Source organism: Candidatus Frankia nodulisporulans (genome assembly GCF_902806475.1).
GTDB classification, from domain to species: Bacteria; Actinomycetota; Actinomycetes; order Frankiales; family Frankiaceae; genus Frankia; species Frankia umida.
Window position 1 is genome coordinate 43399 of record NZ_CADCWS010000003.1, and the last position, 21020, is coordinate 64418.

18 protein-coding genes and 1 pseudogene are annotated in these 21020 nt (G+C 71.3%); 5 read left to right on the forward strand and 14 right to left on the reverse strand.

Going from position 1 to position 21020, the window contains the following annotated elements; translation table 11 throughout:
- Nucleotides 1-126 precede the first annotated feature (126 nt).
- Nucleotides 127-1299: a thiolase family protein gene (locus G6R24_RS00885; RefSeq protein ID WP_163547248.1), complete on the forward strand. Its 1173-nt coding sequence runs from the start codon at nt 127-129 to the stop codon at nt 1297-1299.
- A gap of 173 nt (nt 1300-1472) precedes the next feature.
- Here G6R24_RS00885 and G6R24_RS00890 read toward each other — a convergent pair whose 3' ends face one another.
- The 8 genes and pseudogenes from G6R24_RS00890 to G6R24_RS00920 form a co-directional block, all read right to left on the reverse strand.
- Nucleotides 1473-2618, reverse strand: coding sequence for a thiolase family protein (locus G6R24_RS00890; protein ID WP_163547249.1), 1146 nt, complete (start codon nt 2616-2618; stop codon nt 1473-1475).
- A gap of 55 nt (nt 2619-2673) precedes the next feature.
- Nucleotides 2674-3099, reverse strand: coding sequence for a Zn-ribbon domain-containing OB-fold protein (locus G6R24_RS00895; RefSeq protein ID WP_163547250.1), 426 nt, complete (start codon nt 3097-3099; stop codon nt 2674-2676).
- Nucleotides 3100-3158: 59 nt separating this feature from the next.
- Nucleotides 3159-3956: an enoyl-CoA hydratase gene (locus G6R24_RS00900; RefSeq protein WP_163547251.1), complete on the reverse strand. Its 798-nt coding sequence runs from the start codon at nt 3954-3956 to the stop codon at nt 3159-3161.
- Between the two features lie 126 nt (nt 3957-4082).
- Nucleotides 4083-5261: a class I adenylate-forming enzyme family protein gene (locus G6R24_RS00905; RefSeq protein ID WP_225437944.1), complete on the reverse strand. Its 1179-nt coding sequence runs from the start codon at nt 5259-5261 to the stop codon at nt 4083-4085.
- Between the two features lie 110 nt (nt 5262-5371).
- Nucleotides 5372-5530: pseudogene (locus tag G6R24_RS24350) on the reverse strand (AMP-binding protein); the annotation flags it as partial.
- A 79-nt stretch (nt 5531-5609) separates the two neighbouring features.
- Nucleotides 5610-6788 (reverse strand): amidohydrolase family protein, encoded by a 1179-nt coding sequence (locus G6R24_RS00910; protein ID WP_163547252.1) that lies wholly within the window; start codon nt 6786-6788, stop codon nt 5610-5612.
- A 51-nt stretch (nt 6789-6839) separates the two neighbouring features.
- Nucleotides 6840-7832 (reverse strand): acyl-CoA dehydrogenase family protein, encoded by a 993-nt coding sequence (locus G6R24_RS00915; RefSeq protein WP_163547253.1) that lies wholly within the window; start codon nt 7830-7832, stop codon nt 6840-6842.
- Nucleotides 7829-8989, reverse strand: coding sequence for an acyl-CoA dehydrogenase family protein (locus G6R24_RS00920; protein ID WP_163547254.1), 1161 nt, complete (start codon nt 8987-8989; stop codon nt 7829-7831). Before G6R24_RS00920 ends, G6R24_RS00915 begins: the two co-directional genes overlap by 4 nt.
- Nucleotides 8990-9060: 71 nt before the next feature.
- Between G6R24_RS00920 and G6R24_RS00925 the strand changes: the two genes are divergently transcribed.
- Together G6R24_RS00925 and G6R24_RS00930 are read left to right on the forward strand one after the other, a co-directional pair.
- On the forward strand, nt 9061-9849 hold the full coding sequence (locus tag G6R24_RS00925; RefSeq protein ID WP_163547255.1) for an enoyl-CoA hydratase/isomerase family protein: 789 nt from the start codon (nt 9061-9063) through the stop codon (nt 9847-9849).
- Nucleotides 9850-9851: 2 nt separating this feature from the next.
- A complete protein-coding gene (locus G6R24_RS00930; protein WP_225437946.1) occupies nt 9852-11504 on the forward strand; it encodes a class I adenylate-forming enzyme family protein in 1653 nt (550 codons plus the stop codon).
- A gap of 49 nt (nt 11505-11553) precedes the next feature.
- Here the strand turns inward: G6R24_RS00930 and G6R24_RS00935 are convergent, their stop codons facing one another.
- From G6R24_RS00935 to G6R24_RS00945, 3 genes are all read right to left on the reverse strand, one after another.
- Nucleotides 11554-13338: a GGDEF domain-containing protein gene (locus tag G6R24_RS00935; protein ID WP_163547256.1), complete on the reverse strand. Its 1785-nt coding sequence runs from the start codon at nt 13336-13338 to the stop codon at nt 11554-11556.
- Nucleotides 13339-13477: 139 nt separating this feature from the next.
- Complete coding sequence (locus tag G6R24_RS00940) at nt 13478-14809, reverse strand: DUF427 domain-containing protein (protein WP_163547257.1); 1332 nt, start codon at nt 14807-14809, stop codon at nt 13478-13480.
- 4 nt (nt 14810-14813) lie between these two features.
- Nucleotides 14814-15845, reverse strand: a complete 1032-nt coding sequence (locus G6R24_RS00945) for a PaaI family thioesterase (RefSeq protein WP_163547258.1) — start codon at nt 15843-15845, stop codon at nt 14814-14816.
- A 777-nt stretch (nt 15846-16622) separates the two neighbouring features.
- Between G6R24_RS00945 and G6R24_RS00950 the strand changes: the two genes are divergently transcribed.
- Together G6R24_RS00950 and G6R24_RS00955 are read left to right on the forward strand one after the other, a co-directional pair.
- Entirely contained in the window at nt 16623-17474 is an 852-nt protein-coding gene (locus G6R24_RS00950; protein WP_163547259.1) for a mycofactocin-coupled SDR family oxidoreductase, read from the forward strand.
- A gap of 11 nt (nt 17475-17485) precedes the next feature.
- Nucleotides 17486-18301 (forward strand): SDR family NAD(P)-dependent oxidoreductase, encoded by an 816-nt coding sequence (locus G6R24_RS00955; protein WP_163547260.1) that lies wholly within the window; start codon nt 17486-17488, stop codon nt 18299-18301.
- Between the two features lie 91 nt (nt 18302-18392).
- On the opposite strand, the gene G6R24_RS23560 is transcribed toward G6R24_RS00955, so the two are convergent.
- The 3 genes from G6R24_RS23560 to G6R24_RS00965 form a co-directional block, all read right to left on the reverse strand.
- Nucleotides 18393-18662, reverse strand: a complete 270-nt coding sequence (locus tag G6R24_RS23560) for an amidohydrolase family protein (RefSeq protein WP_338083926.1) — start codon at nt 18660-18662, stop codon at nt 18393-18395.
- On the reverse strand, nt 18662-19606 hold the full coding sequence (locus G6R24_RS00960) for an amidohydrolase family protein (protein WP_338083925.1): 945 nt from the start codon (nt 19604-19606) through the stop codon (nt 18662-18664). Before G6R24_RS00960 ends, G6R24_RS23560 begins: the two co-directional genes overlap by 1 nt.
- Before the next feature lie 63 nt (nt 19607-19669).
- The coding region (locus G6R24_RS00965; RefSeq protein ID WP_163547261.1) for an amidohydrolase family protein at nt 19670-21020 on the reverse strand (1351 nt) is incomplete at its 5' end.

Below are 21020 nucleotides of genomic sequence, written 5' to 3' on the forward strand. Positions count from 1 at the left end.
GTTGCGAGTGGCAGGGGCGCTGGCTAGTGTCGATATCAATATCGACATCTGCGCGGATGGGCGGCGTGTCGCGCCGCGGCGGTGCCGTCGGCGGGCGCGCGGCCGGTTCCCCCAGGGAGGATCCCCGTGACCGAAGCAGTGATCGTTTCGACCGGCCGCACGGCCATCGGCCGAACCCGCAAGGGCACCCTCGTCGGCCTCGACGCCTTCGACCTCGCCGAGGCGGTCATCCCGGTTGTGCTTGAGCGCAGCGGGATCCCGGCGCAGGACGTCGACGACATCGTCCTCGCCGAGTCGATGCAGGGCGGCGGGGTGATCGCCCGCAACGTCGCCGTCCGGCTCGGTCTGAACGATGTGCCGGGCCTGGCCGACAACCGACACTGCGCGGCCGGCCTGTCCGCGGTCTCGATCGCCGCCGGCAGCATCCGCGCCGGGATGGACCAGGTCGTCATCGCCGGCGGCACCGAAAGCCTCACCAACGCCGCTCCCAGCGTGAAGTTCGACGCCGAGGGCAACCAGACGCTGTGGCGCCCCCCGTCGCACCCCGAAACCCCCGACGCCCCCGCGTTCGACATGTCCATCACCGTCGGCGAGAACACCGCCCGCGAGATGGGCCTGACCCGTACCGACGTCGACGAGTGGGCGGTCTACAGCCACGCCCGCGCGATCGCCTCCATCGACGCGGGCGCGTTCACCGAAGAGATCATCCCGTTGGACGTCACCCGGCCCGACGGCAGCGTCGTGCGCTTCGACACCGACGAGCACCCGCGGCGTGGCACGACGCTGGAGCGGCTCGCCTCGCTCAAGCTCATCCACCCGGAACTCGGGGAGGCCGGCACCGTCACCGCGGGCAACGCCGCCGGGCTCAACGACGCCGCCGCGGCCGTCACCGTGACCAGCGACGCCTACGCCGCCGCCCACGGCATCACCCCGCTGGCCCGGATCCGCTCGTGGTCGGCCGTCGGCATCGAGCCCGCCCGCACCGGCATGTCCCCCACCCTGGCCATCCCGAAGGCACTTGACCGGGCCGGTCTCACCCTCGCCGACATCGACCTGTTCGAGATCAACGAGGCGTTCTGCTCGGTGCCGGTCGCGGCGGTGCGCAAGCTCGGGATCAACCCGGAGATCGTCAACGTCAACGGCAGTGGCGCGAGCCTCGGCCACCCGATCGCCGCCACCGGCGCCCGGATGATCGTCACCATGCTCGGCGAGCTACGCCGCCGCGGCGCGACGCTGGGTGTCGTGTCGATGTGCGCCGGCGGCGGCATGGGCGCCGCCATGGTCCTCGAGCTCCTCTGATCCTGGGCCCGCGCCGGCTCCTGTGTGTCGGCGCGGGATCGCCGGTCTTGTTCCGCCGGGGGCGCGATACGCGTTCTGCCTCCGCGGGCAGGCCACACGGGAGGCCGGCCAGGAACCGGAAAGGGCGTCCCGCCCAAGGCGGGACGCCCTTTCGCGTCAGGGGGACGTCCCCGTCAGGTGGTGAGGATGGAGACGGCGGCGGTGCCGGGGGCGCCGTAGAGCTGGGCGTAGCCGACCCGGGGGTTGCCGGGGACCTGGCGGTCGCCGGCCTGGCCGCGCAGCTGGCGGACCAGTTCGTGGATCTGGCGCAGACCGGAGGCGCCGATCGGCTCGCCGTTGGCGATCAGGCCGCCGTCGGTGTTGACCGGCAGCCGGCCGCCGATCTCGGTGGCGCCCTCGGCGAGCAGCTTCTCCTGCTCACCGTCGGCGCAGAAACCGTTCTCGGCCATGTGGATGATCTCGGCACCGGCGTCGGTGTCCTGCAGCTGGATGACGTCGACGTCCTGCGGGCCGATCCCGGCGGCCTCGTAGGCGGCCCGGCTGGCGTAGACGGTCGGCGCGACGTCCTCCTCGACCGCGGCCCACGAGCTGTGCACCTCGTACGCGCCGTAGCGCCGGGTGCGCAGCGCGGTGGCCCGCAGGTAGATCGGGTTCGAGGTGTAGCGGTGGGCGATGTCGGCCCGGCACAGCACCACGGCCGCCGCGCCCTCGTCCGGCGAGCAGAACATGTACTGGGTCAGCGGGTAGTTGAGCATCCGCGCCCCGAGGATGGTCGCCTCGTCCAGCGGCTTGCGGCGGAACGCGTTGGGGTTGAGCACCCCGTTGCGCAGGCTCTTGTTCACGACCTTCGCCAGGGTCGCGTGCGAGATGCCGTGGTCGTGCATGTAACGGTTGATCTTGATGCCGAAGAACTTGGTGGTGAGGAACTGGCCGGCCTCGCCGTACCAGGACGGCGCGCTGTAGTACTCCGGGTCGGCGGTGAACGCGCCCGGCAGGTGCTTGTCCATGCCGACGGCGACGCCGAGCTCGTACTTGCCGTAGCGGATCGCGTCGGCGGTGAGCTCGAGGGCGGTGCCGGCGGTGGCGCAGCCGTTGTAGACATCCATGAACGGGATGCCGGTGAGGCCGAGCAGGCTGATCACCGCGTCCGGGTTGTCCACCTCGTTGCTGCCACCGAACGCGAACTGCACATCCGACCAGCTGATTCCGGCATCGGCGCAGGCGGCCCGCACCGCCTGCGCACCCATCTCGATCGCCGACTTCGGCCCGAACCGGCCGAACGGGTGAATGCCCACCCCGACGATGGCGACGTCGTGCATGTCAATCTCCTCGATCCAGGGCTGGGACGACTCGTGCGCTGGGACGGTTCTTGGGTCAGGACTCGGTCGGCGCGAAGGCGTGGATCACGACCTCGGTACCGTCCGCGTCCGTACGGAACGGCACGACCACCAGTTCCAGCTCCATGCCGAAACGCAGCTTCTCCGGGTCGGCCTCGGTCAGCCGCGTCTCGACCCGAACCTCGTCGCCGAGCTGGACGAGCCCCACCCCGTAGGGACGGAACGTCTCCTCGGTCTCCCCGCCCGCGTACGGCGCCTTGGGCAGGAAACCCTGGATGGTCCAGGCCACCAGCGTCCCGCGCCGGGGCAGCAGACGCTCGGCCATGTCGGGGTTGCCACAGCGCGGGCACGACGGCTTACGCGGAAACGTCACCGCCTGGCAGACCGAGCAGCGGCTGCCGATCAGCTGTGGCTCCTCGGCCGGCCAGGTGAACACGTCGGGGGCGAACGCTACCTTGGTCACGCCATTCTCTCCTCGCCTCGGCGACCGTCCGGCTCCCGCCGTGGCGCCGTTCGCCTGTCCTACAGTTCGGACTTGACCTTGGTCTTCATCTGCTCGAGGTTCACCAGGATCGGGTAACCGGAGACGCTGAGCGCGTTGCCGTGGCCGGTCTGGTGGACGTCGAACACCGACTGGATCGCCGCGTAGAAGCCCTGCACGTCCAAGGTCTGGTTGACCGCACGCTTGGCCTGGCGCAGGCCGAAGGGCGGCATCTTCGCGATGCTGGCGGCCAGCTCCCGGGTCGCGGTGTCCAGCTCGGCGCGGGGCACGACCCGGTTGACCATGCCGACCTTCTCCGCCTCCTCGGCGGTGATCGCCCGGCCGGTGAACAGGATCTCCTTGGCCTTGCGCGGCCCGAGCTCCCAGGTGTGCCCGTGGTATTCGACCCCTCCGATGCCCATCGCCACCACCGGGTCGGAGAACTTCGCGTCGTCCGCGGCGATGATGAGGTCACACGGCCAGCACAGCAGCAGCCCGCCCGCGATGCAGCGGCCCTGCACGGCCGCGATCGACGGCTTCGGGGTGTTGCGCCAGCGCAGTGTGTACTCCAGGTAGCGGCGCGACTCGTACTGGATGATCTCCTCGAGGGTCATCTTCCCGTGCCCGTCCGCGCTGCCCGAGCCCTTGATGTCGTGCCCGGAGGAGAAGTGCTTGCCCTCCCCGCGCAGAATGATGACGGCGACGTCATCGTCGGCGGCGGCGGCACGCCACGCCTCGTCGAGCTCGTCGAGCAGCTCGGGATTCTGGGCGTTGGCGGCCTCGGGCCGGTTGAGCGAGATGGTCGCGATCTTGTCGGCGACCTCGTAGCGAATGAACACCTGCAGCTCCTCAGCCGCGCGTCGGGCCGACCAGCTCGATACCCGCATCGCGATGTTGCCCCTGGTAGGCACTGCCCGTAGCGGACGTTGCCCCTTGTGATCTTCTACTGGTCCGTGTCTGTGGCTCTACTGTTCTTCATAGCGTGCCCGTAGCACCCGACGCAGCACCTTCCCGGACGGTAACCGGGGGATCTCGTCGGTGAACATGACGCGGCGGGGCCGCTTGTACGACGCGAGCCGCCCGCCGACCAGCGCGATCAGCTCGTCCGCGGTGACCGGCGCCCGGGTGCTGACGGCGGCGATGACCGCCTCCCCGTCGGCGGCGTCCGGGATGCCGAACACGGCGCAGTCGGCCACGGCGGGGTGTCGGTGCAGCACCGCCTCCACCTCGGCCGGCGCCACCTGGAACGCCCGTACCTTGATCATCTCCTTGCGCCGGTCGGTGAGCCGCACCCAGCCGTCCGCGTCCACCTGGCCGAGGTCGCCGGTGCGGTACCAGCCGTCCACCATGACGTCCGCGGTCGCCGCGGCCGGCAGATAGCCGGCCATCACCGACGCCGACCGGGCCTGCAGCTCGCCGGTGGCGCCGACGGGCAGCACGACGCCGCTGTCGGGGTCCACCACCCGCAGTTCGACGCCGTCCACCACCTGGCCGACGCTGTCCAGCGGCGCGCCGGTGAGCGACGTGCGCCCGGGCGGCGTGCAGGTGAACAGCGGCACCTCGCTGGCCCCGTAGGCCGTCACCCACCCAACCCCGGTGCGCGCCGTCACCGACTCGGCGACACTCGGGGTGACCGGGGTGGCGCACCACATGATGTAGCGCAGCGACGACAGGTCGAACGACTCCAGTGTCGGATGCCCGGCGATCGCCAGGGCGATCGGCGCCACCGCCATCTCGATGGTGACCCGGTCCGCCTCGATGGCGTGCAGGACCCGGTCGAGGTCGAACCGGCGGTGCAGACGCATCCAGGCACCGGCCGCCCACACCGTGGCGATGTTGAGAATGCCAAGGATGTGCGACGGCGGCGTGGCGATCTGCATCCGGTCGGCGCCGGTCATTCCCAGCGCACGCCGCCAGTGCCCGACCGCCGCGTCGAAGGACGCGTGGGTGTGCCGCACCGCCTTGGGCAGCCCGGTCGTCCCGGAGCTGAACACCAGCAGCGCCTCGGCGTCCGGGCGCGGCACCGGCCAACGGGGTGAACCCGTGGCCGACCCCGCCGCCGGCCGACCCGGTGTGACCGCCTCGATCGGCTCGTCCAGGTGCAGCATCGGCATGGCGGCGGCGAGCGCGGGGTGGTCGCCCACGGCGTGGCGCGGTTCGGTGAGGGCGAGGGCGTCCTCGCCCTCACCGAACCGCGCCACGCCGGACTGAACAGCACCGCCGCCGCACCGACCCGCCACAGCGCCCGCACCGCGACGACGAACTCGGGCCGGTTCGACGACATCAACGCCACCCGGTCACCGGGGCGCACCCCGCGGGCGACCAGCCGACGGGCCAGCCCCTCGGTCAGCGCCTCGAGCTCGGCCCGGCCGTAGCCGCGCTCGCCGAAGGCAAGGACCACGCGATCTGTCACCAGAGCCCCCTTCGCCTGCGCGCCAGGGCGCCGACCGGGCTGCCCGTCGACCCACCGGGCCGACGGGCTAACGGACCGGTCAGACCGGGATGAGCCGGGACATGTTCCCGCCGAGGATCTTGGCCTTGACCTCCTCGCTGACGTTGGTCAGCTCGGCGGCGAAGCTCGCGGGCTCCGCCAGGCCCTCGGGGTGCGGGTAGTCGGAGCCGTAGAGCACCCGGTCCTCGCCCAGGAGATCGACCAGCTTCGACATGTCATCCTCCCAGAACGGGCTGATGTGGACGTTGCGGCGAAGGACCGTGATCGGGTCCTCCTCGAACATCTGCGGACCCTTCTTGTACACGTTCTTCAGGCTCGCGATCAGCGGCTCGACCCAGGAGGCGCCGTTCTCGACGAAGGCGATCTTGAGCTGGGGGAACCGGGTCAGCGTGCCGTGGCAGATCAGCGAGGAGACGGTGTCCTCGATCGGGCGCCACTGGTTGACCAGGCGGAACGCCTCCGGCTTGAAGGGCAGGTACTCCTTGTTCGCGCCCTCCCAGTCGTCGGTGTAACGGTTGTAGCCGCTGTCCGACGAGTGGAACCCGACCAGGATGTCGGCCTCGACGACCTTCTTCCAGAACGGGTCGAACTCGGGCAGACCGAAGGAGCGCGAGTAGCCGTAGGTCGGCACCGGCGCCGGGCGGATGAGGATGGCGCGGGCTCCACGCTCCACCACCCACTCCAGCTCCTCGATCGCCTTGTCCACGATCGGCAGGGTGATGACCGGGGTGGCGAAGATCCGGTTCTCGTAGTCGAACGACCAGGTCTCGTGCATCCACTGGTTCAGCGCGTGGATGACGACGTGGGTCAGCTGCGGGTCGTCCCGCATGCGCTCCTCGAGCAGGCTCGCGAGCGTCGGGAACATCAGGGTGCGCTCGACGCCCTGCTCGTCGAGCAGCTTCAGGCGCGCCTCGGGCTCGCGGAACGCCGGGATCGAGCGCATCGGCTTGCCGACGAGCTCCCGGTAGGACTTGCCCTCCGGGTTGCCTCTGCGGAAGTAGTCCTCCTGCGCGCCGGGGCGCGCGACGACGCTGAACGTCGGGTTCGGAATGTACTCGCTGATCTGACCCTTGATGGCGATCTTGGTGCGGCCGTCGACCTCGACGTAGCGCACCGCGCTGCGGTACTGCTCGGGCAGGAACTTGGTGAACGCGTCCTCGGTCTCGTACATGTGGTTGTCGGCGTCAAAGATCGGATAGGGCGACGGACTCGACGTCATGTGGGCCTCTCCTTGCTGATCAGATGGTGGACGTGGGAACCGCGGGCGCTGTCACGAGCCGGTCTCGGCCAGCAGCGCGCGCACGGATGCACTGGGGTCGGCGCGGGACTCGCGCCACCACGCGCCGAGCGTGTGGGTCAGCTCCGCGGACGTGCCGAGCAGCGCGTCGAGGGCCAGCACCCGGCTGTGGAAGTGATGGTGGTCGTGCTCGGCGGTGAATCCGATGCCGCCGAACACCTGCATGGCCCGTTCGCAGATGCGCCGGCCGTTGCGCCCCGCCAGCGCCTTGACGACCTCGTCGTGACGCTGCGGTGCCGCGGCGTCGAGCGCCACGGCGTCGAGCGCCACGGCGGTCGTCACGACGCTTTCCAGGGCCACGCTGTCGGTCTGTGCCCAGGCCAGCAGATGACGGACCGCCTGGAACGTGCCGATCGGCCGGCCGAACTGCTCCCGGGAGGCGGCGTAGGACACGGCGAGCGCGAGGGTCCCCTCGGCGGCGCCGAGGATCTCCAGCGACGCGCCGATCCGGCCGAGATACACCGCCCGGGCCCGCACCGCCGCGGCCTCGGCCTCGGCTATCGCCGGGGTGAGCGCCGCGTCGTCCACCCGGACCTCGTGCAGGGTGAGGCGACCGGGCACGGTCACCGGCACGAGCTCGGTCTTCTCGGCGGCGATGACCGACGCGCCCTGACCCGGCCGGTCGACGAGCAGCGTGCGCCCGGCGACATCACCGACGGCGAGCAGTCGCTCACCACGGGCCGAACGGCGGACGATCACGGCGACGAGGGTGCCGGGTTCCGCCCCGGCCGCCGCCAGATACGGCTGGGCGATCAGGGCGCCGAGCGCCGCGGTGTCCGCGAGCTCGCGGCCCTGGGCGCGAAACAGCGCCAGGGCGGCCCCGCGGGCGTCGCGGTCGTCGAACTCGGCCAGCAGATCCCACCAGCCGAGCGCCTCGAGCGGATCCTCACCGGGCCCGGTGCCGCGCAGCGCGGCACCGGCCGCCTCGAGGAACTCGCGGTCCGGTGACTCCACGACCGACGTCATGGCAGCCGCAGAATCTGCTTGGCGATGGTGTCGAGCTGCATCTGCTGCGACCCTCCGTAGACGGTGACGATGCGCGAGAACAGATAGTCCTGGCGGTTCACCGCCACATGGTCGTCCTGCACGCCAACAGCAAGATCCGGATCGCTGGCGAGCACCCAGTCGTTCACGGCCTGCTCGCTGGCGGCCAGCATCAGCTTCACGAACGCGGCCCGAGGACCGAGCACCGTGTCCGCCGCGTGCGCCCGCACACCACCGAAACTGCTGGCGCGGACGGCGGCCAGATCAAGCAGAGCGTTGCCCAGCAGCGTATCGCCCGCCGGTCGGCCCAGCGAGAGATTGTCAAGCACCTCCCGCGTCAGGAAGTTGTGTCGGAACCAGCCGAACGTCCCGCGCTCGTGGGCGAGGATGTGCATCGCCACCCGCCAGCCGCCGCCGATCTCCCCGACCAGGCGCTCCGGGCCGACCAGCACCTCGTCGAAGGTCACCTCGGCGAGTTCGTCGGTGCCGTTGGCCTGTTCGATCGCCCGCACCTCGACGCCGGGATCCTGCAGGTCGACGATGAAGGCGGACAGCCCGCGGTGGCGTGACTCGGTCGTCCCGGTCCGGGCGAGCACCAGACACCAGCGGGCGTAGCGCGCCCAGCTCGTCCAGATCTTGCGCCCGGTGATGGCGTACCCACCGCCGTCGCGTTCGACGGCCCGGGTGCGGGCGCTGGCCAGGTCCGAACCCGCCTCGGGTTCGGAGAAGCCCTGGGACCAGACCTGTTCGCCGCGCAGGAACCGGGGCAGCGCCTCGGCCATGAAGGTCGGGTTACCGAGTGCCACGAGTGTGGGCAGGAGCACCTCGAGATGCTCGTAGAGCGCCATCGCCGGCAGCCCATGCCGCGCCAGCGCGTCCCACATGACGGCCCGGTGCACGATGTCACCACCGAAGCCGCCCAGCTGCTCGGGCCACCCGTAACGGGCCCAACCCTCGTCGTACAGAACACCCATGAGCGCGGAAGTCACGGCTACCCGCTGGTCGTACGCGGCGATCGGACGCGAAGCAGCCTCCAACGCCGCCGGCCGGGTGGCCAGCCAGTCGTCGAGGGCAGCGGCGTACGAGCACGCATCGTCACGAAGCGGACCGCTTCCACTGCTGGCAGTTATATGCAACATTGACGTCAATATAGGAACCCGCGAACCTCGAAGCAACGTCGAAGTTCCCGGGTCGTCTTTCAAGGAGTGACGTGGTCGAGCACGAGGAGCCGGAAGCCCCGGTACTCATTGAGGATCGGGGCCCGGTCCGGGTTGTCACCCTGAACCGTCCCGCCACCCTGAACGCCTCCGACGAGGGGCTGCACACCGCCCTCGCCGAGGTGTGGCCGGCCATCGACGCGGCGAGCGAGGTACGGGCCGTCGTCCTCACCGGCGCCGGCAAGGCGTTCTCCGCCGGTGGTGATCTCGCCCTGCTCGACCGGATGGTCGCCGACCCCGGGCTGCGCGCCAAGGTGATGGCCGAGGCCGCGGCGATCGTGCGCGGGATGACCTCGGTGCGGGTGCCGATCATCGCCGCCGTCAACGGCCCGGCCGTGGGCCTGGGCTGCAGCCTGGCCGCGATGAGCGACCTGGTCGTGATCGAGGAGCAGGCGTTCCTCGCCGACCCGCACGTCCTGCTCGGCCTCACCGCGGCCGACGGCGGCGCCCTGGTCTGGCCGCTGCTGATCAGCCTGCAGCGGGCCAAGGAGTACATCCTGCTCGGCGATCGGATTCCCGCGGCCGAGGCGCTGAACCTGGGCCTGGTCAACCGGGTGGTGCCCCGCGGCGAGTCGGTGACCACCGCGGTCGAGCTCGCCAACCGTCTCGCCGCCCTGCCGCCCCAGGCGGTCGTCGAGTCGAAAAAGCTCATCAACAGCGGCTTGCGCCAAGCAGTGGCATCCTTGTTGTCCGGTGGGCTCGACAGCGAATCGGAGTCCTTCGACGAGCCGGCCTTCCAGAAGAACCTGGCCCGGATGTTGAGCAGGACGGGAGCGGCCTGATCGTGGCGGACGGCAACGACAACGGCCCTGGCGACAGCGCTGGGACGGGCACCGGCGGCAGTAGCGGTGCCCGCACCGCGCGCTACCCGCGGTTGTCGGGGGTGCGGGCCGAGCTCGGTGAGCGTTACCGGGCCGAGGGCCAGTGGGACGAGCGCCGCCTCGCCGACGGCATCGAGGCCGCGGCGGCCAGCACTCCGGACGCGCTCGCCGTCGTCGACAACGAGGTGCGCCTGAGCTACGCGCAGCTCGCCGCCGCGGTCGCCGGCGGGGTGTCCACGCTGGCCGCCCGCGGGGTCCGCCCCGGCGACGCCGCGATCCTGGTCACCGGCAACACCCATCAGGGCGTCATCGCCTACCAGTCCCTGCTGCGGGCCAGGACGACCGTGGTCGGACTGGACCGGCGCAGCGGTGCGGCGGAGGTGCGCTTCGCGCTGGAGGCACTCCCGACCGATCCGTGGATCCTCGTGCCCGACCGGGAGGCAGAACGACTCGGCGAGGCCCTGGCCCTGGCGGGGGACCGGGTGCTGTCGCTGGAGCTGTTCGGCGCCGAGATCGACCCGTCGGTGCCGGCGGCCACCTGGACCGAACCGAACCGCGACCGTGCCACGATCATCATGTTCAGCTCGGGTACCACCGGCCGACCCAAGGGTGTCGTCCACTCGCTGAACACCCTCACCGCGGGCCTGTTCAACCTCGAACGCTCCGTCGCCCACGACCACGTGGCGACGTTCCTGGTCAGCCCGCTGACCAGCATCACCGGCCTGATGCAGCTGCAGCTCGCGGCCGATCGGCACGGCACCCTGCTGCTGGAGGACCACTTCAGTCCGACGGCCACCCTCGCGCGGATCAACGCCGAGGAACCGACTCTGCTCGGCGGTGCCCCGGTCATCCCGCAGCGGCTGCTGACCGCCGCGGCCGAGGCCGGGCCGGACGTGCCGGTGCGGCTGCGCCGGCTCACCCTCGGCGGCTCGATGCTGCCCCGCCCGCTGCTCGAGCTCGCCACCGACCGCTATGGCATCGAGATCGTGCGCATGTACGGCTCGTCCGAGGCACCGGTGTTCTCCGGCAGTCTGCCCGACGACCCGCGTGAGCGGCGGCTGGCCGACGACGGCGTGCCCATCCGCGGCGGTGAGGTGCGCATCGGCTCGTCGGAGCACCCGCAGGAGGGCCTGCTGCGTGGTCCGAACCTGTTCCTGGGCTACCTCGACCCGGCCGATGACAAGGGTGCCTTCGAGGACGACTGGTACCGCACCGGCGACCAGATCGATGTCACCGACGGCCGGCTGACCGTCGTCGGACGACTCAAGGAGATCGTCAACCGCAACGGGTTGAAGATCTCGCTGAGCGAGCTCGACGAGGCGTTGCTCGGACTGCCGGGCTCGACCGAACACGCCACGTTCGGCCTGCCGGACCCGGCCACCGGCGAACGCCTCGTGGTCGCCGTCGCGGTCGCCGACGGCGCGAACGTCACCCTGCAGGACGCGATCTCGCATCTGCTGGAGCTGGGTATCGCCAAGCGCAAACTGCCCGAGCAGCTGGTGCGCTGGAAGGGTCCGCTGCCCCGCACCGCCTCAGGCAAGATCGTCCGTTCCCGTCTGGTGATGGACGCCCCGGCGATGGACAGCGATCTGGCCGAACGTCTGCGCGAGGCCTGACCCGCGCGGGAGCCGACCCACCCGTGGCCCGGATCACCGGGGTCACGGGTCACATGGGTCTCGGGATCACGGGGTCGCCGTCCGTCATGGCGCCACCATGACCGGTCGGCGGCGCGGGCCACAGGGCGGCCCCCGACCCGGTCGCGGGCGCCGCCACCGGGTCGGGGGCCGCTGCTGGGCGGCGGCGCCGGCCGCTCTTCGCCGCGTACATCGCCCGATCGGCACGCCGCAGCAGCTCCTCCGGACCCTCCAGCGGACCGGCCGCGGCCACCACCGCGAGCCCGACGCTCACGGACACCCGACGGTCGTGTCCGTGGACCCGCAGCGGGTTGTACATGGCCTCGCGGACCCGCTGTGCCGTGAGCTCCCCGACCGCCCGCGGGTCGTTTCCGAGATCGCGCAGCAGCACGGCGAACTCGTCCCCACCGATGCGGGCGGCGAGATCCCCCCGGCGCACCGCGCCCCGTATCCGGCCGGCGACCGCGCGCAGCAGCTCGTCACCGGCGGCATGGCCCAGGGTGTCGTTGACCGCCTTGAACTCGTCCAGGTCGCAGTACAGCAGCCCCACCGGCGTTCCGTGCGCCCGGTGGTCCTGGACCGCGTCGGCGACCTCCGCGTCGAACAGCATCCGGTTTCCCAGTCCCGTCAGCGGGTCGTGCAGCACCTGGTAACGCAGCTCCTGCTGGGCGACGCGCACGCTGACCAGGAGCCGGGTGTTCTGGGCGACGGTCACCATCTGCCGGATCAGCACGAGCGCCACCAGCGTGATGAACAGGGTCAGGGTGACTCCGCGCAGGGCGTCGCCCCGTGCCGCGGTCGCCACCACCAGCCCGGCGACGGCGCTCAGTGGCAGGTACGGCAGGTAGACGTGCGCCCACACCGCGAGCTGGTCGCCCCATGACCGGCAGGGCGTGCCCGGCGCGGACGTCAGGCCCGGGCCGGGCCGCCTGCGCCCGGGCGGGACCAGCATGGCCAGCCCGAGCAGCGGCGGACCGAGCGCCAGCCCCACCCAGGCACTCGTGGTCTGGTTGATCTCCACCCGCTGGATCAGCGCCCACTGGACGCTCGCGCCGGTGGCGACCGTGGTGCACAGCGCGCCGGCCGCGTACAGCGCGACCGCCCGGGGACTGCGGGGACGGCCGAAGGTGAGCAGCAGCAGCAGGGCGAACAGCTCGGCGGCGCTGCCGAGGATGGTCCCGAGCCCCAGCCAGTACTGGGCGGCGGACAGTCCGCTGCTGTGCAGGTCGCCGAGCACCTCCACCCACAGCAGCAGAAGGACGGACCCGGCGATGAGCAGTCCGTCGAGGAGCATCAGCAGGTAGCGACCCAGGTCGGGCTTCGCCCGGCACGGGTCGGCCGCGTCGCGCCGGGGCTCTCCCGGCAGCGCCAGCACCGCCAGGAACGCCAGCCCCACCGGCACCAGGTGCACCGCGTTCAGGCTGGCGTAGTGCACCCGCCGGTCGTGGTCCACGCCGAAGACCACGATCCACTGGATCGCCCCGACCACGACGAAGACCAGCACTCCGGTCAGCAGCGCCCGCCAGCGCCGCTCCTCCCGGCGTGTGCGCAGCACCGCGACCACGCCCAACAGCAGCGACCATCCGCTCAGGACCAGCGGCCCGAAGATCTCGAAGGGACGCCGATTCCCGCCGTCGAGCGCGGCCTGGGGGATGAGGACGGCGGCGACCAGCACCGCGGTGGCGAACGCGAGCAGGCCGAAGGCCCGACCGCCCAGTGGCGCCGCGGGCAGGAGAGCCGCGGCGACCCCTGACGTGGACGGCGCGCCGGGCGAGGCCCCCGGGTCGGTCGCGAGCGGAACACCAGCACGACGCATGGACGGCGTCCTCCCTCCCCGCCCAGCATCACCCGGCACAACGGCCCGCGCATGCCAAAACCCTGCGATACGCGATCACATGGTGACGCCCTGACGCCAGACGCCCGGCCCACCATCGATGATCAGCCTGGCCGCCCGCTCACATCGCCGTCCGATGGTCGCCGGTACCGGGGCGCACGGGCATCGGCCGGACCATCGCGTCCACCGTGAACGACGCGACTAGCGCCCCGTCCTCGGTGTACACCCGGCACTCGCTGTGGGTCATTCCCCCGTTCGCGACAGTCGAGTGATGGTGATAGCGCAGCCACTGGTCGGCGCGGATATCGGCGTGCAGCGACAGTGCGATCGCGTTGATACCGGTGGACAGGCTGCGGTGGGCCTGCCACTGGCCGACGCCGGCGTGCGGGCGCATCGCCGCCGAGATCGAGATGTGCCCGGTGAACTGGGCGAGCAGTGCCGCATGCAGCGGCTGGTCGGCCGGCACCGCGCGAAAGCGCACCCAGGTGTCGATGGTCGGCGGCCCGACCGGTGCCGCCGGATCGTCGTCGTACTCCCCGGCCGGGATCCGCAGATCCCGGCCGATGACCGCCATGTCGAGCGGCTCGGACTCGTAGGGCCCCGGGGCCGGCGGTGCCGGCGCCGCGTGGCGGAACACGTCCTCCCCGGTGACGTCGAGCAGCAGCGTCCCGGACGCGCGCCGCCGGCCACCCTGGTCGACGTGCGCGATGACGGAGGTGAAGCTGCGACCGTTGTTGAGCTCCTCGAGCTCGAACGCCAACGGCTCGCGGGCGTCGGCGGCCCGGTAGAACACCATGTGCGCCGACACGACGCGGCGGCCCGGCGCATGCCGGCTCGCGGCGACGATCGCCTGGCCGAGCATCTGGCTGGCCTCGACCACGGGCCGCCCCGGGCTCGACAGGAACCCGCTGACGTATCGGCGCTCGCCGTCCGGGCGCACGTCCAGAATGTCGACCAGATCCGCGACGTCACCCCAGATCGGGAACTGCTTGACGGTGACGTCGCGCGGATCGTCCCCGTCGACCCCGTCGACGATCTCGACGAGCGCCCGGTCATGGTCGAACGTGACCAGCCCCGCGAGCCACTCTAGGCCGGCGGCCGGCTCGGTGAACAGCCACGCCACGTCCTGCCCGTCGACGACCGCGCCCGGCACCGGCGGCGCGCCCCAGCCGCGCAGCGCCGGCGGCACCTTGCCGTCGATCGACCAGGTCTGGGCGCCGCCCCGGACCGGGCAGGTGGCCGGCGTCGACGTCGGGGTGAACAGGTCGAGCCGCACATCCTCACGCGGGAAGTACAGCGCGGACGTCCCGTCCGGCTGCCGTCCCCACACCGTCGCGGTCGACTCGGCGATCAGCTGGTCCCCCCACCAGGCCCGGGCCCGCAACGGGATGGGGACGGCGACGAGGGCCGATGCCTCGGCCGGTTCGGAGGCCGCCTGCTCTGGAGCTGTCATGATCTCACTCTCCGTCGACGTGGACAGATGAACCTGCATGAACGGCTGGACCTGCGTGAACGGCAGGGCCGGGGTGGACGGCCGGGTCAGCAGGAAGAAACGGACTGGTCTCGGAGGAAGGATCGGAGACGCCCCGGGCGGTCGGCGGGTGCGGGCGGGCCGGGAACGTGCGGGCCGTCGCGAGGATGGCCAGGATGTCGGTGGCCTCGTCCCGCACCTCGATCGTGGCGACCACGCCCCGCGCCACGGCCGACCCGTTCCCGCCGGTCTCTCCCTCGGCCACGTCTCCCCCGGCCACTACTCCCCCGGCCACCCTGGCCTTCGCGACGGCGGGGCCCCGCCGGACCGGACGCAGGTACCGGATCCCCAACGACGCCAGCGTCGTGCCCGGTGGGGACACCCGCGGCGGCAACGAGAACAGCGCCTCCTCCATGAGCACCGGCACCAGCCCGCCGTTGAGCGTGCCGGCGGCGTTGGACATGTCCGGCCCCACCCGCATCGACACCACACCGGGCACGACCGGCTCGCAGCGCAGTCGGGTGGCGATCGGCTCGCGCAGCCGGCCCCGGAGATGACGCATCGAGTCCAGGGCCCACCCGCCGGGCGGCATCCGCAGTGCCGGGTCGGGCGCCGGGACGAAGATGCTGCTGCCGATGCCGAGCAGGCGGCCGTCCTCGCCGACGAAGTCGATCGCGGACACCAGGACCGTCTGGCCCGACTTGACGGTCCGGCCGATTCCCCGCACCGTCTGGCCGCCCGCCGGAATCTCCTGGAACAGGTGCACGTCGAGCGCGAGGGTGACGGGGACCCGTGGGGCGATCTCGCGCACCCCCAGCAGGCCGAGCACCACGTCCGCGAGGGCGGCCAGCGCCGAGGCCCGCAGCCATGGCGTGCCCGGCACGGCGAGCTCGGGGACCGCGGGCAGCAGACCGTGCAGCTCGTCGCCGACCTCCTCGACCGTCAGGGCGAGCTCGCCGATGACGTTCGAGGTCCCCTTGCCGGCGCCTGCCGTGCCCCGGCTCGCCGTCGCACTCACCGCTGTGTCGTCACTGTCGGCCGTCCCGTCCCGTCATCGCCATGTCGCCGCCGCTCGGCGGTCGCCCGCCTGGTCCCCGCCGCGCGGTCGCCGCCGTGTCGTCCTCGTCGGGCCGTCGTCGGATGCGCGCGGCGCGGGCGCACGGCAGGCCGATCCGACGGGGCCGAACCCGTTCGACTCTAAGGTCAGCGATGAGGTCGATGTCGAGTTTGCCGCCCGCGGCGGGACCCGGCCAGGTGGCGACCGTGGGTTACCCGGGCCCCGAAGCGGGGAGCTCTCACGACCACCGGGCGACAGGGTTGTCGCACCGGGCCGGCCCGGCGGGCTGACCATCACGCCGGATCGGCCAGTTCATCGCGCGGGATCGGCCGACCTCCCCGTCAGCGTTGACATCGCTCGTTGCGGTGCGATGTCATAGGCGCGACGACCGGGGATCATGATTCGGCCGGAGCGACAACGTCCAGAACCCGCCGCAGCAGCGGTTGCCGCCCGTCCCTTTCGGCGCCGGAGACCCCCTGTCAGCGGTGGTCCGCGGACAGGCCGCACCGCCCGGGTCGCGACGAACCGGATATCGCCGCAACGGTTGTCACAGGCATCCGACATCAACGGCACCCGGTGCCACTGGCGCTCGGTGCCGCTGGCACCTAATGTCAGGTGTCATCCGGACGTCGCCGCATCCGATCTGACTGAAGAGCCGGCCGACGCGTGGCCGGGCCGCGCCGGTCGCTGTGACGACCGACGGTCGCAGCAGGCGTCGAACGAACTGGAGGGTCTCCCATGGGCAAGCTTGATGGCAGGGTCGCATTCATCACCGGAGCCGCCCGCGGCCAGGGCCGCAGCCACGCGGTGCGCCTCGCCCAGGAGGGCGCGGACATCGTCGCGGTCGACATCTGTGAGCAGATCGAGACCGTCAACTACCCGCTGGCCACACCGGAGGACCTCGCCCAGACCGTCAAGGAGGTGGAGGCCCTCGGGCGCAACATCGTCGCGGTCAAGGCCGACGTCCGCGAGCGCTCGCAGCTGCAGGCCGCCCTGGCCGAGGGGATCGCCCGCTTCGGCCGGCTCGACATCGTCCTCGCCAACGCCGGCATCTGCCCGTGGAAGGACATCACCCTGGTCAGCGGGTTCGTCGACAGCACCGACGTCGACCTGATCGGTGCGATGAACACCGTCGCGGTCAGCCTGCCGCACCTGAAGTCCGGTGCGTCGATCGTCATCACCGGCTCCACCGCCGGGATGATGAAGGGGACCACGGAGAACCTGGGCAACAGCGGTGGCGCCGGGTACGCGTGGGCCAAGCGGATCATCTTCCAGTACACCCAGACCCTCGCGCTGCAGCTTGCGGCCAGCAGCATCCGGCTCAACGCCGTGCACCCCACCAACACCAACACCCACCTGCTGCAGAACGACGACATCTACAAGGCGTTCCGGCCCGATCTGGAGAACCCGACCCGCGAGGACGCGGAGCTGGCGTTCCCAGCCATGCAGGCGATGCCGATCCCCCACATCGAGCCGAGCGACGTCAGCGACCTGGTGCTCTTCCTCGTCTCCGACGAGTCGAAGTACATCACCGGGCAGAACTTCCGCATCGACGCCGGCGCCATGCTCAAGGGCGAGTCGGCGATCTGACCGGGCCAGCCATGACCACACCATCGTTCACCGGCAGCACGCCCGCGACCGCCAGCCCCACGCCCGCCGTGGAGCTCGACGGCCGGGTCGTGCTGGTCACCGGTGCCGCCCGCGGGCAGGGCCGGGCGATCAGCGAGCGGGTGGTGGCGGCCGGGGGCCGTGTCATCGCCGGTGACGTCCTGCCCGACGTGCACGAGCTTGCCGACGCCCTGCCGGACGCGGTTCATGCCGTCTCCCTCGACGTCACCGACGCGGCGGCCTGGGCGCAGGCCGTCCAGGGCGGCCTGGATCGCTTCGGACGTCTCGACGGTCTGGTCAGCAACGCCGGTGTGCTGCGCCGCGAGTCCCTGGAGCGGGAGAACCCGGCCGACTTCGAGCGGGTGTGGCGGATCAACTGCCTCGGGCCGTTCCTCGGCCTGCAGGCGGTCGCCCCGCACCTGCGGGCCGCGGGCGCCGGCGCGATCGTGAACACCGTGTCGGCCGCGGCAGCCACCGCCTGGACGTTGCACAGTGCCTACTCCTCGTCGAAATGGGCGCTGCGCGGCCTCACCAAGGTCGCGGCCCTCGAGCTCGCCCCGTACGGCATCCGGGTCAACGCCGTGTTCCCCGGGCCGGTGCTGACCCCGATGGTCATCGGCGATGGCGACCCGGTGGCCGAGAAGCGGCTGGCCGCCACGCCGCTGGGCCGCGCCGGCCTGCCCACGGACATCGCGGAGCTCGTTGTCTTCCTGCTCTCCGACAGAGCCGCCTTCATCGCCGGCGCCGAGATCGCCATCGACGGCGGCCAGACCGCGGGAGTCGTCCTCACCCTGCCCGACCAGCAGTAGGACGCTGACCGGCCAGAACACCTGACCGGCCAGAACTGTCCGGACCGGCCGGAGCGCCTGACCACCAGGAGCGCTCCGGCCGGCTGCTGTGTTACCTCGCGGGCCGGGTGAGCTCGCTGGCGTTGTCGTGCATGATGCGCCGCCGGTCGTGCGCCGAGAAGGAGCCGAGGCCGCCGAGGAAGTCCTTCGGCTCGGCGAGCCCCTCGGCGTGCGGCCAGTCGGAGCCGAACAGGATCCGTTCGACCGGCAGGTGCACGGCGAGCTCCGCCACGTCGTCCTCGACGAACGGGGCGACCCAGCAGTGCTCGATGAACTGGTCGACCAGCGAGCCGGTGAACATCCCGGGATTCTGGCCCTGCATCACCCGCAGACCGTGCAGCAGTGGGCCCAGGTGCCGCCGTTCTCGATGAACGCGATCCGCAGGTCGCCGAACCGCTCGAACAGGCCGTGGGCGACCAGGGCCGCGGCGAAGTCGTGCACGAGCCGGTGCTTCATCAGCATCTTCAGGAACGGCACGTCCCGCGTGATCGCGTTCGTGTCGCCGCCGCGACTGGTCTCGTGGTAGCCCCAGCTCCGCGCGATCGCCGCCTCGACCTCCCGGTAGCCGTCGTCGAACCCGGCGTGCGGGGCGACGACGATCCCGGCCTCCTGGACCCGGGCCCAGAACGGGTCGAACCGCGGATCGGCGGGTGACCGGTAGCCCTCGGGGGTGAACACCGGCCCGTTGCGGATGCTCACCACCCGCGCGCCCCGCCCGACGCACCACTCCAGTTCGGTGACCGCCCGGTCCAGGTCGGACAGGGTCAGGAACGGCACGCCGAAGATCCGGTTCTGGTAGGCGAAGCCCCAGTCCTCCTCGAGCCACCGGTTGAACGCCCGCAGCACCTCGATGGACGCCTCGATGTCGGGCTGCATCGGACCTTCCACGCACACCGCGTGGGACGGGAACATCCAGACGGCGGCCAGGCCCTGTTCGTCCATGCGGCGCAGTCGGGCGTCCCGCTGGAACCAGTCGGGATGGTCCGCCGGTGCCTCGCAGGCCAGTTCCGCGCCGACCGAACCCTTGTCGCCGCGTCCACCGAAGTAGTCGTAGAGAGCGCCGGGACGGGGATGCACGTCGCCCGGCCCGGGCAGGATCGGATGGCCCCGATCACCGAGGAGGTAGCGAATCTCGCCGTCTCGCTCGACGACCCGCAGTCCACGGTCGAGAAAAGCCGGATCGCGATGCCGGGTGAAGGCGTCGCTGGACTCCCAGTAGTGGTTGTCGGCGTCGAAAACTGCTGATAATCCAGAAATGTCGGTCACGTCAAATGCCTTCTGCTGTCTGGTCGAACCGGATCGGTCGGATCTGCCGGATCGGTCGGATGGTCATTCGGTGCCGTGCCGCAGCAGCCGACCGGGAGTGGTCTGCGTGCATTCACCGTCGACAAAGGTGGTCGTGCCGTTCACCACGATCCGGTCATAACCGGTGGCCTTCTGGATGAGCCGCCATTCACCGGCGGGATAGTCCCAGACCCGTTCGGCGGGAAGGCTGTCCACCGTGTCCGGGTCGTAGACGATGACGTCGGCGGGCGCGTCCTCGGCGAGGAAACCGCGGCCCTTGAGGCCCGCGGCCTGCGCCGGGTAGGCGGACAGCCGCCAGTGCGCCTGCTCCAGCGACATGATCTCGTGCTCGCGCACCCACAGGCCGAGCAGCTCACTCGGGTAGCGGGCGGTGGTGACGAACTTGGTGTGCGCGCCGCCGTCGCTGACCCCGGGCAGCGAGACCGACCCGGTGGCGATCTCCTTCATGGCCTGCGGCGGCGTCCGCAGCAGCGGCGTGGCGAAGCCGACCCGCAGCTCACCGGCGACGGCCAGGTCGAGCATCGCGTCGATCGGGTGCTTGTTCTCCCGCGCGGCGATCTCGCCGATGGTGTAGCCCTCGTAGGTGTCCTTGAGCGCGCGGGCGTCCGCGACGTCGCTGGAGATCCAGTGGCACTTGATGTCGGTGAGCACGTAGCCGGCGCCGAACAGACCACCGCGCTCGGCGTGCACCTGCTTCATCTGCGCCCGGCGCCGCGGGTCGGCGAGCTTCACCCGCTTCTCGGCGATCGTGCCGATCAGCGCCTCCTTCCAGCAGGGAATCGCATCCGCCAGGTTGTAGTCCTCCAGGGTGAACTCGGAGGCGAAGTTGGTCGTGAGCGCCTGGGCGAAGACCCGCAGGCCCTCCTGCTCGTTGAGCTCGGTGAGGCGGGTCAGGGCGTCGCGGTGCGACATCTGCTGGCCGCCGTGCTGGTTGAGCGCGCCGTCGGCGAGCAGGGCGTTCCAGATGATCGGCCGCCCGCTCTCGCGGGCCATGAACGCCGCGGTCTCCAGCGGCGAGGTCACCTGCGCCACCCCGCGCCCGAGCGCGCCCAGGGCCTGGCTGAACGCCCGCAGGTCCCGTTCGCTCATCAGGTCGGTCACCATGGGGGTGCCGTCGTAGTCGAGCTGCACGTTGCCGACGTCCCCGAGGATCTGCGCCGACAGACCGCAGCCACCGACCTCCATCCCCTCGATCAGGAGCTTGCACATGAGCTGCAGCTCCTCGTCGGTCACCGGCCGGCCCTTGGCCACGTCCAGACCGACGACGTAGCCGTAGAGCGGGGCCAGCGGCACGAAGGACATCACGTTCACGCCCTTGGGCGTGCGCTCGACGCTGTCGAGGAACTCGGGGAAGGTCTCCCAGTCCCACGGCATA